Here is a 12,898-nt window from a genome sequence, read left to right as displayed (position 1 = left end):
GAACAGGAAACGCATGAACCACTCGCACCTCGCGTCCGAGCCGCTCGACGTCGTCGTGGTCGGCGAAGCGCTCATCGACATCGTCAACTCGCCCGAAGGGCAGACCGAGTACCCCGGCGGCTCGCCGGCGAACGTCGCCTATGGCCTCGGACGGCTCGACGTGAAAGCGGGGCTGCTGACCGCCGTCGGGCGCGATTCCCGGGGCGAGTCCATCGCGGCGCATCTGGCAAGCGCCGGCGTGGTTGTCCTGCCGGGCTCGCAATCGCTCGCGAAGACCGCGACGGCGACGGCGGAGATCGCCGCGGACGGTTCGGCCGAGTACACCTTCGACATCGAGTGGAAGCTCGCTCCTGCCGCGCTCCCTTACGCCCCGAAGATCCTCCACACGGGTTCGATCGCCACGTTCCTCGAGCCCGGCGCCGCCGTGGTCAGGACCCTCCTGGAGCAGGCCCAAGGCGGGTGCATCGTCACGTACGACCCCAACATCCGCACCGACCTCCTGGGCAGCCACGGCGAGGCACTCCGCATATTCGAGGAGCTCGTACCGCTGACCAGCGTGGTGAAGCTCAGCGACGACGACGCGTTCTGGCTCTACCCGGGCAAGTCCTTGGAAGAGACTGCCAAGCACATCCTGGGTCTCGGTGCCGGCCTGGCCGTGGTGACTCGGGGCGCGCAGGGCTCCCTCATGGCGACGCCGCACACCCAGCTGACGGTTCCCGCGGTGACCTCGGTGGTGGCCGACACCATCGGGGCCGGTGATTCCTACATGTCGGCACTGATCCTCGGGCTGTTGCTGCGCGGCAGCCAAGGGCTCGCGCCCACGGTCCTCGAGCGCATCGGGCAGACCGCATCCATGGCGGCGTCCATTACCGTGGGGCGGCCAGGAGCCAACCCGCCCACGCACCGCGAGCTTCTGGCCGGGATGGCAAGGTAGGGCGGCTCTGGGGCCCGACGGCGGCTGGGGCCCGGCGCGGCCGCCTAGCGGAAGCGGCGCCGGACCGTCCGGCTTCTAGCGCGAGGTGATACGACGCGAGCGGCGCCGCGTCAGCCCGACGCCTACGAGGCAGATGACACCGCCCACGAGTCCCCAGATGGTGGGGATCTCCTTGAGCACCGCCCAGGAAATCAGGATCGTGGTGCCCGGAACCAGGTAGGTCGTGGCGGCGAGTTTGCCGGCCTCGATGAGGGACAGCGCATAGGCCCACGCGGTGAAAGCGATGGCCGTCGGGAAGATCCCGAGGTACACCAAGCCAAGCGTGGCCGGAAGGGGCGCTGCCTGCACTTCGGTCACCAGCTGGCCGGCCCACGGCAAGCAGCACACGGCGCCTACCATGATGCCAAACCAGGTGGCCTGCGCCGCGGAGAACTTGCGCAGCACGGGCTTTTGGACGATGACGCTTACCGCGGCGAGCACGGCGGCAAGGAGGCACAACAGCACTCCGGCGACGTCCGCCGTCGAGCGCTGTCCCGAACCGAGGGCGATCAGCGCAACGCCGCTGAATGCCACGAGGCTGCCGATGATCAGCCAACGCGGAAATCCTTCTTTCAGGATGACGCCGGCGAGGACAGCGATCAGGATGGGCGAGACGTTGATGAGCATGGCGCTGGTACCGGCATCGAGCATGTGCTCGGCGGCGTTCAGGGCCAGGTTGTAACCTGCGAACCACATGACGCCGTAGGCGAGGATGGGCAGCCATTCGCGGCCTTTGGGCCAACGCTTGAGCCTGGGCAGGGCAACAATTCCGAGCGCGACGGCGGCAACAACCAGCCGTCCGAGCGACAGGGAGCCGGGGGAGAAGCTGGGTCCCACGGCGCGGATGCCTACGAAGGCGGACGCCCAGAGGACAACGGTGACGATGACGGCGGCGATGCCGAGCTTACTGATGGTCCGGGAGGGAGTGGTCGCCGGAGAGATTGGGGTGCTTGTGGCCATGATGCCAATCTAGCCCGGGAAGGGCTGGGCGGACTGGCGGAATTCGGACGTCTTTCAACAAGAAACCGCCAACTCTCGAGGCGGGAGTTTGAGGCGGTGCGTTGCGTCCTGGTTTGCGTTCCGGTTTTCGTTCCGCGGGAGGCGATTTGGGAATATCCCCGACTATGCTCTAAAGTTTTAGAGTCCAGTTCGGACGAGCGAGAAGCGGGATGCAGGCGGGAAATCGCAGTGCGTTGTCGGCCGTCGCGAATTCGGATTGTTCCAGGCCCCCATCGTCTAGCGGCCTAGGACACCGCCCTTTCACGGCGGCGGCACGGGTTCGAATCCCGTTGGGGGTACGCAAGGAACTGGTCAGATCGGACTGAAAAGTCTGGTAGGCTGGAAGCCTTGAAAAAAGCGGTAGAGATGCCGCAATCGTAGTAGAGATACTGCAAGCAAGGCCCTGTAGCGCAGTTGGTTAGCGCGCCGCCCTGTCACGGCGGAGGTCGCGGGTTCAAGTCCCGTCAGGGTCGCTCTGATTGCCGGATGAAATTCCGGCAATCATGGTGACATTGTCACCTAAGGCTCTGTAGCTCAGTTGGTAGAGCGTTCGACTGAAAATCGAAAGGTCACCGGATCGACGCCGGTCGGAGCCACCACTGGGAAGCGTCAGTTCTTCGGAACTGGCGCTTTTCTTCATTTAACCTGCAGCGGTAAAGCCCGTTATTCGAGTTATAGGACAAAACGTGTGTAAATCCCGGGTGTGTCACGTGCGCCCGGGATCGTTTTCGCTCGGATGTCGGATTCTGCTCAATCATTCGGCTGGACAAACGCCGGGCCCGCGGAATCACGGGGCCGGCAACGTCGGCGAAGAGAACGATCCAGCAGAATCAGACAGGGTCCGTAGATCGTCGAACCAGCTTCGCTTACCGGAGCTCGTTGCAAGGCGGGAACCCGCGGGCAACGTTCCATCACCAGGCCGTGCAGCGCCGGAATGACCTGGCGGCCCCGTTTTCGTGCCGGCTTGACGGATTCTGCTCAATCACTCGAATGGACAAACCCGCGACCCCTGGAATCCCGCGGCTGGCAAACTACGCGGCTCGGGGTGATCCAGCAGAATCTCACGGCAAGGGCGGCTTGTCTCCGCCTTGTCACAGGCAAGCGCTAGGGTGGTACTCAACAGAAGGGGAGGGCTACATGGAACAGCAGGAAAGCTTCACCGCGCCTGAACCGGAAGCCGTTGGGGCTCCGGTATCCGAGGACCGGCAAACGGTGGCAGGAAGTGGCCGCACAGTGATCTCGGATTCCGCTGTCGCCAAGGTTGCCGGCATTGCAGCCAGGGGTGTTCCGGGTGTCTATTCCCTCGGATCGGCTCCATCGCGCGCCCTCGGAGCCATCCGCGATGCCGTCGGCAGCCAGGATCATGCTGCGGGTGTCCGCGCCGAGGTCGGTGAGACCCAAGTCGCGGTGGACCTCAATCTTGTGGCCGTCTATGGATACCCTTTGCATGATGTCGCCAACCAGGTCCGCGCGGCCGTCTACCGTGCGGTCGAATCGTTGGTTGGGCTGGAAGTCATTGAGGTCAACGTTGAGATCAACGACGTCTACGTTGCCCCGCCCGTCAAAGCCGGAACAAAAGGCGCATTATCGGAAAGGGAGCCACTCCAGTGAGCATGACTGTTGTCGGGATCGGGATCGGCGCCTTCGTGGCGTTCATGGCCTTCCAATTCGGGCTGTGGGGGTTCATCATTGCCCTTCTCTTCATGGGCATCGGCGCACTCCTGGGCCGCGCCGCGGACGGAAAGCTTGACCTGCGCAGCGTGCTGGATGCCCTCACCGGCCGCCGCTCGTCGTCATGAGTTCCACGGCTGAGGCTGTGCAGCCTGCCGTCTCCCTGGCCGGACACAACCGAATCAGCACCCAGGCCCTCACCACTTTGGCCCAGGCGGCCGCCGCGGAGGCGCTCGGCGTCTTGGCGCAGGATGTACGCGCCGAATGGTCGGACGACGACGGCCTCCTGGCACTCTCGGTTGCCGCCCCGATCCGTATGCCCTCGCTGACCGAAGTCCTCAGGGACCCGCTGCGCGTCGAAGGATACGGCGGTACGGTTTGGGACCGGGCCGTCGCTGCCAAGACGGCCATTCTTGATCGTGTTGCCCAGCTCAGCGGTTCCACCCTGAGCCGGGTGGATATCCGGATCAGCGGCGCACGCATCAGCGAAGGAGCCCGCGTCCAATGAGCCACGCCCAGACCCCGCACGCCCGGCGCAGCCACCCGGACGGCAGCCACCCGGACACTTTGCACGCCGCGGATACGGCCGACGGGGATACCCACGGCGTCCCGGCACCCGGGACTTCCGACGTCAGCGACCGGATCGACGTCGGACTCCGGCGCATCCTCAAGCGCGAGACCCGTTCTTCCCGCGCGGGAATGGCCGGACTGGCGGCGGCACTTGTGATTGCCGCCTGTGTCTACGCCCTCCTCGAATCCGCCCTGCGCGCCATCGGCCAACCACCGTGGCTCATCGATCCGCAAACGGCCGCTGAACGGCTCACGGCCTTGCCGGGCGGTACTTCGCCCCTGCTGCTCGGCGCGCTCGGCGGCGTCGTGGCCATGGTTGGCTTGATTTTCTTTTTGAACGCTGTCCTGCCCGGCCGGAAGTCCCGCCACTTGCTTGAAGATCCCAGGGCCGGAGTAGTGGTGGACGACGAGGTCATCGCTTCGGCACTGGCCCGGGCTGCCCGAACGGCGGCGAATGTCACCCAGGAGCAAGTCATAGTGGTGGTTTCGCAGCGGCTGGTTGTGGTCAACGTCCGGCCCACCTCGGGCGTCCCCTTGCACGAGGAACGCATCCTTGCCGCCGTCCAGGACGAACTTCAAAGGATGGCCCCTTCGCCGATGCCTTCAGTCCGTGTCAATGTCGCTACTTCGGGGGTGATCGGGGCATGAACGGCACCCCGCACGTCCTCAACCGCATCCTGATCGGCATCCTTGGCTTGATGCTGTTGGCTATCGGCTTTCTCTTGATGCTGCTCGCCACCGTTCCCGCGGTGGGAAGTTGGTGGCAAGGCTGGTCCGCCGGGCTCTGGGAACACGCCAAGTACCTCTCCGAGCAAACCCGTATTCCAGGACGGGAGGAAAGCTGGCTCTGGATTGCGGCAGCTGCGGTGCTTGTTGTCCTGATCGTGCTCATGGTGTCCTGGGTATCGCAGCAGGGCAAAGGCCGCGCGAACCTCATCGTGTCGGAATACGACGACGCCAGGACCCCTGGCGACGTCAACATCGGCGGCAACCTTGCCGAGCAGGCGCTCAAGGCTGCACTCGCGGAACGTCCGGACCTCGCCGGCGTCACGGTGGCAACGTACGAGGTCAATGGCCGTCCCGGGCTCAGGGTCAGGGTCCAGCCCCGTCAAGGAGTTTCCCCGCACCTGCTGGCCGCGGATGTCTCCCGGCTGGTGGAGGCACTGGACCTGGTCGTCGGGCGGAAGACACCCGTGTTGATTCATATCGGGGCCGGAGCGCGCACCAGGTTCAGCAAGGCCGAGCGCGTTCGCTGAGCTCACGCGCAGCCGTTGTTAATCGGACGGCTTTGTCCTTTGCCGGGCGTTTTGCGTTGCAGGGGTGCGCGTGGGGCCATAGTTTGAAGGGTAGGGGGAACTCTTCCCTTTGGTTGGGCTTGCCCGGCCGGCACCGGACCTCGGGTCCGAGTCAAGCCGATGGACCAAAGGCACTTTGGGCCAGGAACAAGGAGAAAACCATGAGCGAAGAAGTGAACAACATCAAGCAGAGCGCCGAAGCCGCAGCTGAGCAGGCCAAGCACGTCGCGGGAGATGCCACGGAGCACGTCAAGGAATTTGCCGGCGAGGCGGTCGGGAACGCGAAGGAATTCGCCGGCGACGCCGCGGAGCACGTCAAGGAATTCCTCTCGGGCGACGTGGCTGAGAAAGCCAAGGACCTCGCTGGGGATGTCGCCGGGAACGCCAAGGAAATCGCGGGGGACGTGGCCGAGAACGCCAAGGGCCTCGGCTCCAAGATCGCCGGATTCTTCAAGGGCGGCAAGTAAGCTACACGCCATGACGGCGCCTTCCTGACCCTCTTTGGATACAAAACGGGGCCGACACGCAGAACTCGCTGCGTGTCGGTCCCGTTTCCGTGTGAAAGAAGGTCGGGAAGGGAAGGCCCTACTTCGCCACGAGGTACGCCCCGCTATCCGGAAGAATCGACCTCCCGCCCGCGCCGCCGTCGCTGGACAGTTCCACCCGCAGCCCGGCCGGGACGGGAAGAGCCGCAGTACCCATGTTGACCACTACCAAGACGTCCCGGTTGTGGAAGGCCAGGACTCCATTGGCGGGATCGTGCGCTTCAGCCCACTGGAACGTGCCCGAGCCGAGGCCGTGCGAGCGGCGGAATGCCAGGACAGCGCGGTACAGCTCCAGGGTGGAGCCGCCGACGCCGGCCTGCAGGTCCGCCGCCAGCTCGCCGAACCCTTCGGGCTGGGGCAGCCAGGGTGCCGCGGGCGCCGTGCCGGCAGTAGCGGCGTCGCCCGTACCCGCCGAGGCCGCTCCCGAGAATCCGAAGCCGGGCTCCGCGGATTTCCAGGGCAGCGGCACGCGGCAGCCATCGCGGCCGCGTTCCACGCCCTTGGTCCGGAAGAATGATGGGTCCTGGCGCGCTTCGGCCGGAAGGGATGTGTGCTCCGGAAGGCCGAGTTCTTCACCTTGGTACAAGTAGGCCGAGCCCGGCAGGGCGAAGGACACCATGGAGGCTGCGCGTGCCCGCGCGAGTCCCAGATCGGCGTCGGGCTGTTCGTCCTCCGCCGCGATTCCCTTGGGGAACGTGGTGGGATCTGCCAGCCCGAAACGGCTGGGGTGCCGGACGGTGTCGTGGTTGCTCAGGACCCAGGTGGAGGGAGCCTCGACAGATCCGGCCGCGTCCAGCGACGTTTCGATCGCCACCGCCATGCGCTCCGCGTCCCAGCCTGCCAGGAGGAAATCGAAGTTGAAGGCCTGCTGCATTTCGTCCTTGCGCACGTACCGGGCCAATCGCTCCGCAGGCTCCACCCAGGCCTCGGCAACCAGCATGCGGTCGCCGTCGTATTCGGCGAGGACTCGGTGCCATTCACGGTAGATCTCGTGGACGCCATCCTGGTCGAAGAAGGGCGACGGCGGGTCCAGCGGCGGCTTGACCTTGTGCTCGACGGCGGTCGCGACGGTCCCGGCGGGGCTCTCGGCTGCGGGGACGATGTGCAGCTTGGCGGTATGCGGTTCGACGGCTTCGCTGTGGGCGCCGGGTGCGGACAAACCACCTTCGACCATTGCGGCAGCGCCTTCCCAGTCCGGCAAACCGGCTTCCTTGACCAGGCCGTGGGCAACATCCACCCGGAAGCCGTCAACTCCGCGGTCCAGCCAGAAGCGGAGCACCGAACGCATCTCCTCATGGACCTCGGGGTTCTCCCAGTTGAGATCGGGCTGCTTCGTGTCGAAAAGGTGCAGGTACCACTCGCCCGGAGTGCCGTCGTCGTTCGTCAGGCGCGTCCACGCGGGGCCGCCGAAGATGGATTTCCAATTGTTCGGGGCCAAGGCCCCGTCCCCGGAGCCCGGCTTGGAGTCTTTGCCCGGGTGGAACATGTACCGCCCGCGTTCGGGGGAGCCGGGGGCGGCGGCAAGGGCTTCGCGGAACCAGGCGTGCTCGTCCGAGGTGTGGTTGGGGACGAGGTCGACGATCACCTTGATGCCGAGGCTGTGTGCCTTCTCCAGCATGGTGTCGAAGTCTTCCAAGGTGCCGAAGAGCGGATCCACGGCCCGGTAGTCCGCCACATCGTATCCGGCATCAGCCTGCGGCGACTTATAGAACGGGGAGAGCCATACGGCATCCACGCCCAGCTCCTGCAGGTACGGCAGTTTTGCGGTGACCCCGGCAAGGTCGCCCATCCCGTCGCCGTTGCCGTCGGCGAAAGAGCGAGGATAGATCTGGTACACCACGGCGCTTGCCCACCACGCGGAATTGTTGGAACCGGGGGTTGGGATCGGGGAGTGCGGCACTGGATTCCTCTCGAAGACATATTTTTATGTAAACGCTTGCATTACTACCCGGAAGCTTACTAATGTGAGGCTCACCACATCAACCGCGCAGCGGAAATACCTGGTCCACTCACTGAGGAGTTCCCAGCATGAACACACGCAAGTACCTTTTGCCGGCTGCTGTTGCCGGCGTGCTAGCCATGTCCCTGTCCGCCTGTGGTGGCGGCGGTGGCGGCAGCACAGCCTCAAGCGGTGGCGATGCCGCAGCAAACATCGACGGACGGGGTCCTATCACCTACGTCCAGGGCAAGGACAACAGCAACGTTGTCCGCCCGCTCGTCGATAAGTGGAATGCGGCGCACCCGGACCAGAAGGTCACCTTCAAGGAGCAGTCCGACCAGGCGGACCAGCAACACGACGATTTGGTCCAGAACTTCCAGGCCAAAAACGCCAATTACGACGTGGTTGACGTGGACGTCATCTGGACAGCAGAGTTTGCCGCGAAGGGCTGGCTTCAGCCGCTCTCGGACAAGATGAGCATCGATACCTCCAAGATGCTGCCTGCAACGGTCAAGACGGCCACGTATAACAACACGCTCTTCGCGGCGCCCCAGACCTCTGACGGCGGCATCCTGTACTACCGCAAGGACTTGGTGCCCACCCCGCCCAAGACCTGGGACGAGATGATGAGCATGTGCTCCATCGCGAAGTCAAAGGGCATCGACTGCTACGCAGGACAGATGGCCAAGTATGAAGGCCTCACCGTGAACGCGGCTGAAGCCATCAACTCGGCAGGCGGCACGATCGTTGGCGACGACGGCAAGTCCACCGTGACCTCCGCGGCGGCCAAGGCCGGCCTCAACAACCTGGTCACCGCCTACAAGAACGGAAACATCCCCACGCAGGCTGTTACGTACCAGGAAGAACAGGGCCGGCAGTCGTTCGAAGACGGCAAGCTCCTCTTCATGCGCAACTGGCCTTACGTCTACAACCTCGCCAAGACGGACGGCTCCTCCAAGGTGAAGGACTCCTTCGGCATGGCTCCGCTCCCGGGCAAGAGCGGCCCTGGCGCCTCATCCCTCGGTGGCCACAACCTTGCCGTCAGCGTCTACTCGCAGCACAAGGCAACGGCGAAGGACTTCCTGACCTTCATGACCAGTGAAGAGACCGAGAAGTTCTACGCAACCCAGGGTTCGCTGGCCCCGGTGATCGCTTCCTTGTACGACGATCAGACCCTGGTCCAGCAGCTGCCGTACCTTCCGGTGCTGAAGACCTCGCTTTCGAATGCCGTGCCGCGCCCGGTCACGCCGTTCTACCCAGCGGTCACCAAGGCCATCCAGGACAATGCCTACGCTGCCATCAAGGGTGACAAGTCCGTCGATCAGGCAATGACGGATATGGACACGGCCATCAACTCGGCCAGCCAATAGCAACACCTCCAGTGAGCCTCGGGCGGCTGGCGCTTCACGCGAACGGCCGCCCGAGGGGCACGCTATCAATTTCCGGAAGGAGGGGAAATGTCCACCCTTGCGCAGCCTAAACGGGCGCCAGAGACACCAAGCCCCAAACCCAAAAAAGTTCAAAAAGAAGTAGGACAGGACCGGGCGGCCACATCCCAAGGCCGGTGGGCGTTCTGGTTGATCTCACCCGCGTTGGTGTTGCTGGCCGTCGTCATCGTGTACCCGGTGGTCAACGCGATTATCATGGCGTTCCAGAAAGACCAGGGTCTTGACCCGGTCACCAAGGTCTTCGTCCAGGGTGGACCCGCCGGCTTCGACAACTTTGTCCACTGGTTGGCCCAGCAATGTGGCTCCGCGGCCTGTGCCCCCGGCACTCTTGGATCCCAGTTCTGGGACGCCGTAGGAACGACGTTCTTCTTCACGGCGGTCACCGTTGTCTTGGAGACCGTCCTCGGGTTCTGGATGGCCATCATCATGGCGCGGACCTTCCGGGGTCGCAGTGCACTCCGTGCCGCCGTCCTGGTTCCGTGGGCCATTCCAACTGCCGTGACCGCGAAACTGTGGTTCTTCATCTTCGCTTTCGACGGAATCGCCAACAAACTCTTCGGGACGGCAATCCTGTGGACAGGCAGCGAGTGGCCGGCCCGTTGGGCGATCATCATTTCAGACGTCTGGAAGACCACGCCGTTCATGGCCCTGCTGATTTTGGCTGGCCTGCAGATCATCCCGGCGGAAGTGTACGAAGCCGCGAAGGTCGACGGCGCCTCGGCATGGCAGCGTTTCACCCAGATCACGTTGCCGCTCGTGAAGCCGGCGCTCATGGTGGCTGTCCTGTTCCGCGTCCTAGACGCACTGCGCATGTATGACCTTCCGGCCATCATGACCCAGGGCTCGAACAACACAACAACGTTGTCCATCCTGGTGGTTGAGCAGATCCGTCAAGGATTCAACTCGGCAGCGGCCCTATCGACGATCACCTTCCTGATCATCTTCATCGTTGCGTTCATCTTCGTTCGCTTCCTCGGAGCCAACGCTGTCGCCTCAGCCACACCCAAGACCAAGGGGCAGGAAAAATGACCGCGGTGACCTTTGACACAGCGCCCAAGACAGCTGCACGACGGCGGGAACGCTGGGCAAGCGGGCGAACGTACATCAGCGCAGCAGTCATCTTTATCTGGTGCTTGATTCCGTTCTACTGGATGATCGTGACCGCGTTCCGCGACGTTGGATACACCTTCGATTCGACGCCGTTCTTCACCCACGTCACCTGGGACAACTTCAACACGGTGTTCTCGGAGAACCTGGGCAACCACTTCGGCCGGAATCTCTTGAACTCGCTCCTCGTGGCAGGGGTAACCACCGTGGTTGCACTGCTATTCGGAGTGTTTGCGGCCTATGCCTTGTCCAGGCTTGAATTCCGCTTCAAATTCCTGGTCCTTGGCTTCATCCTCGGAGCATCCATGTTCCCCGGTGTGGCCTTGGTGACGCCGTTGTTCCAGCTGTTCACCAACATCGGCTGGGTCGGAACGTACCAGGCGCTCATCATTCCAAACATCTCGTTTGTGCTCCCTCTGACGGTCTACACCCTGACGTCCTTCTTCAGGGAAATGCCGTGGGAACTCGAGGAAGCGGCTCGAATTGACGGGTGCACGCAGGGTCAGGCATTCCGCAAGGTGATCATGCCGCTTGCTGCGCCTGCCGTGTTCACCACCGCCATCCTGGCGTTCATCGCTTCGTGGAATGAGTTCCTCATCGCGAGCCAGCTGTCCAATGACCAGACCAAGACCGTAACAGTGGCCATCGCCTCGTTCGCCGGTGCCCAGCCGCACCAAGAGCCGTACACTGCCGTCATGGCAGCCGGAACGGTTGTGACGATTCCGCTGGTGATCCTCGTGCTGGTCTTCCAGCGCAAGATCGTGGCAGGGCTGACAGCGGGCGCGGTCAAATGACGCAAACTCCTGATTCGGCCGGGCCGTCCCTCGGCGGCCCGGCCAAGGAGCAGAACACGCGAGTGAAATCGGCAGAGGATTTCGATCTCGTGATTGGTTTTCTCGGTTTTTGGGCCTTGGTCCTGCTGGTCATCACGGTGGCCGCCGAACTCACGGCCCAGCCCGCATTGGGCTGGGCCCTGGGCCTGCTGGCAGTATTGCTGGCCCTGTGGGGAATGCTTCGGCTTCGCCGGCGGCTCCCCGCGCGGACATCAAGGCGCATCGGTTGAGCAGCGGGCCGAAATAAACAGAGCGGAATCGGCGGAGGGCAACCAGGCGGAATACGCTGGTTATCTGCCGTCTGGGAAGGAACCCCCGGCTTCCGCACGGAATCTTTGAGGGGGCTTGAGTGGCAAAAACGAATGAACGTTCCCAGCGTGGCGGCCACGCAGGAGCCAGCATTGAGGACGTCGCACATGCCGCAGGCGTTTCCACCGCCACCGTTTCCCGCGCGGTGCGCGGCCTTCCCAGGGTGTCGCCTGCTACCCGGGAAAAGATCCTGCGGGTCGCCGGAGAACTCGGGTACGTGGCGTCGTCGTCCGCTTCGGGGCTGGCTACGGGCCGCACCAGGACAATCGGTGTCCTGGCCCCCTACGTGGACCGTTGGTTCTTCTTCAAGGCGATCGAGGGCGTAGACCGGGAGCTCCACGCGCGCGGCTACAACCTGTCCCTCTTCAACCTGGGCGGGCAGCGCGGAGCGCGGGAACGGCTCTTCAGCAAGACGATGGTCTACAAACAGATCGACGCACTCCTGGTCCTCTGTATGTCCCTGACTCCCGAGGAAATCGCCGATCTCCAGAGGATCGAAATCCCCTTAGTGATCGTGGGCGGTCCCGTGGAGGACTGCCCCAGCATCGGCATCGACGATTACGCTGCTTCGGTGGAAGCCACCATGCATTTGTTGAACCTGGGCCACCGAGAGATCGCGTTGCTCCACGGGCAGGACGATTCCGACCTGAACTTCACCGTGCCGCGACTGCGCGTTGACGGTTTCACGGATGCCATGACGAGCGCCGGCTTTTCCATGCCTCCGGAATGGGACATTTTCGGAAACTTCACCGTGGGCAGCGGCCAGGAAGCCTTCGACGAACTCTGGAGCAAACCCGGGCCCAAACCGACGGCGATCTTCTGCGCCTCCGATGAAATGGCCATGGGAGCCATGTTGCAGGCCCGCCGTCGCGGCGTCCGCGTACCGGAAGAATTGTCCATCATCGGCATTGACAACCATGAATTCGCCGAGGCCATGGGCCTGACAACCGTGGCCCAGGACCCCGTCGAACAAGGACAACTGGGCACGCGGATGCTCTTGGACGAATTGGCGGGGGCCGCAGGTTCCGTGCGGTCCATGAAGGCAGCACACCAATTGATAGTCCGCGAAACCACTGGTCCGCCGCGCCCCAAGGACTGACCCAGCGGGTGCGGTGGGTGGGCCCACGCCGCCAGGGTTCCCTGGCCGAGCTTGCGAGGCGAGGGGTGCGGTGGGTGGGCCCACGCCGCCAGGGTTCCCTGGCCGAGCTT

At 63.9% G+C, this 12,898-nt stretch carries 14 protein-coding genes and 3 tRNA genes; 15 read left to right on the top strand and 2 right to left on the bottom strand.

From position 1 onward, the window contains the following. Nucleotides 1-13: 13 nt before the first annotated feature. Nucleotides 14-934: a carbohydrate kinase family protein gene (locus tag ACSBOX_RS20000; RefSeq protein WP_442544023.1), complete on the top strand. Its 921-nt coding sequence runs from the start codon at nt 14-16 to the stop codon at nt 932-934. Nucleotides 935-1,009: 75 nt separating this feature from the next. Here the strand turns inward: ACSBOX_RS20000 and ACSBOX_RS19995 are convergent, their stop codons facing one another. Beyond that, a complete protein-coding gene (locus ACSBOX_RS19995) occupies nt 1,010-1,933 on the bottom strand; it encodes a DMT family transporter (protein ID WP_442544022.1) in 924 nt (307 codons plus the stop codon). Between the two features lie 265 nt (nt 1,934-2,198). Between ACSBOX_RS19995 and ACSBOX_RS19990 the strand changes: the two genes are divergently transcribed. From ACSBOX_RS19990 to ACSBOX_RS19950, 9 genes are all read left to right on the top strand, one after another. Next, nucleotides 2,199-2,271: transfer RNA gene (locus ACSBOX_RS19990), tRNA-Glu, on the top strand. A 100-nt stretch (nt 2,272-2,371) separates the two neighbouring features. Next, nucleotides 2,372-2,445 (top strand) — tRNA-Asp (locus tag ACSBOX_RS19985). A gap of 50 nt (nt 2,446-2,495) precedes the next feature. Continuing rightward, nucleotides 2,496-2,571, top strand: a tRNA-Phe gene (locus ACSBOX_RS19980). Nucleotides 2,572-3,109: 538 nt separating this feature from the next. Further along, the gene (locus ACSBOX_RS19975) at nt 3,110-3,583 is read left to right on the top strand and encodes an Asp23/Gls24 family envelope stress response protein (RefSeq protein ID WP_442544021.1); all 474 of its coding nucleotides are present in this window, start codon (nt 3,110-3,112) and stop codon (nt 3,581-3,583) included. Then, entirely contained in the window at nt 3,580-3,771 is a 192-nt protein-coding gene (locus ACSBOX_RS19970) for a DUF2273 domain-containing protein (protein ID WP_078106814.1), read from the top strand. The genes ACSBOX_RS19975 and ACSBOX_RS19970 overlap by 4 nt, the downstream gene beginning before the upstream one ends. Continuing rightward, nucleotides 3,768-4,151 carry a hypothetical protein gene (locus ACSBOX_RS19965; protein WP_442544020.1) on the top strand — a complete coding sequence of 128 codons (384 nt, stop codon included), beginning with the start codon at nt 3,768-3,770 and terminating at the stop codon, nt 4,149-4,151. Before ACSBOX_RS19970 ends, ACSBOX_RS19965 begins: the two co-directional genes overlap by 4 nt. Then, complete coding sequence (locus ACSBOX_RS19960) at nt 4,148-4,861, top strand: hypothetical protein (protein WP_442544019.1); 714 nt, start codon at nt 4,148-4,150, stop codon at nt 4,859-4,861. The genes ACSBOX_RS19965 and ACSBOX_RS19960 overlap by 4 nt, the downstream gene beginning before the upstream one ends. Beyond that, nucleotides 4,858-5,469, top strand: coding sequence for a hypothetical protein (locus ACSBOX_RS19955; protein ID WP_442544018.1), 612 nt, complete (start codon nt 4,858-4,860; stop codon nt 5,467-5,469). Before ACSBOX_RS19960 ends, ACSBOX_RS19955 begins: the two co-directional genes overlap by 4 nt. Nucleotides 5,470-5,669: 200 nt before the next feature. Further along, complete coding sequence (locus tag ACSBOX_RS19950) at nt 5,670-5,975, top strand: hypothetical protein (RefSeq protein ID WP_442544017.1); 306 nt, start codon at nt 5,670-5,672, stop codon at nt 5,973-5,975. 118 nt (nt 5,976-6,093) lie between these two features. Here the strand turns inward: ACSBOX_RS19950 and ACSBOX_RS19945 are convergent, their stop codons facing one another. Further along, nucleotides 6,094-7,953 (bottom strand): glycoside hydrolase family 13 protein, encoded by a 1,860-nt coding sequence (locus ACSBOX_RS19945; protein WP_442544016.1) that lies wholly within the window; start codon nt 7,951-7,953, stop codon nt 6,094-6,096. Between the two features lie 128 nt (nt 7,954-8,081). Here ACSBOX_RS19945 and ACSBOX_RS19940 point away from each other — a divergent pair, with 128 nt between their 5' ends. The 5 genes from ACSBOX_RS19940 (at nt 8,082) to ACSBOX_RS19920 (ending at nt 12,788) form a co-directional block, all read left to right on the top strand. Further along, the gene (locus ACSBOX_RS19940) at nt 8,082-9,362 is read left to right on the top strand and encodes an ABC transporter substrate-binding protein (RefSeq protein WP_442544015.1); all 1,281 of its coding nucleotides are present in this window, start codon (nt 8,082-8,084) and stop codon (nt 9,360-9,362) included. Between the two features lie 87 nt (nt 9,363-9,449). Beyond that, complete coding sequence (locus tag ACSBOX_RS19935) at nt 9,450-10,469, top strand: carbohydrate ABC transporter permease (RefSeq protein WP_442544014.1); 1,020 nt, start codon at nt 9,450-9,452, stop codon at nt 10,467-10,469. Further along, on the top strand, nt 10,466-11,341 hold the full coding sequence (locus ACSBOX_RS19930; protein ID WP_442544013.1) for a carbohydrate ABC transporter permease: 876 nt from the start codon (nt 10,466-10,468) through the stop codon (nt 11,339-11,341). The genes ACSBOX_RS19935 and ACSBOX_RS19930 overlap by 4 nt, the downstream gene beginning before the upstream one ends. After that, complete coding sequence (locus ACSBOX_RS19925) at nt 11,338-11,610, top strand: hypothetical protein (RefSeq protein WP_241707324.1); 273 nt, start codon at nt 11,338-11,340, stop codon at nt 11,608-11,610. The genes ACSBOX_RS19930 and ACSBOX_RS19925 overlap by 4 nt, the downstream gene beginning before the upstream one ends. Nucleotides 11,611-11,729: 119 nt before the next feature. Further along, nucleotides 11,730-12,788, top strand: coding sequence for a LacI family DNA-binding transcriptional regulator (locus ACSBOX_RS19920; protein WP_442544012.1), 1,059 nt, complete (start codon nt 11,730-11,732; stop codon nt 12,786-12,788). The last annotated feature ends 110 nt before the right edge of the window (nt 12,789-12,898 follow it).

Source organism: Arthrobacter sp. KN11-1C, assembly GCF_052180225.1.
Classification (GTDB): domain Bacteria; phylum Actinomycetota; class Actinomycetes; order Actinomycetales; family Micrococcaceae; genus Arthrobacter.
This window is presented reverse-complemented; position numbering and strand designations above follow the sequence as displayed.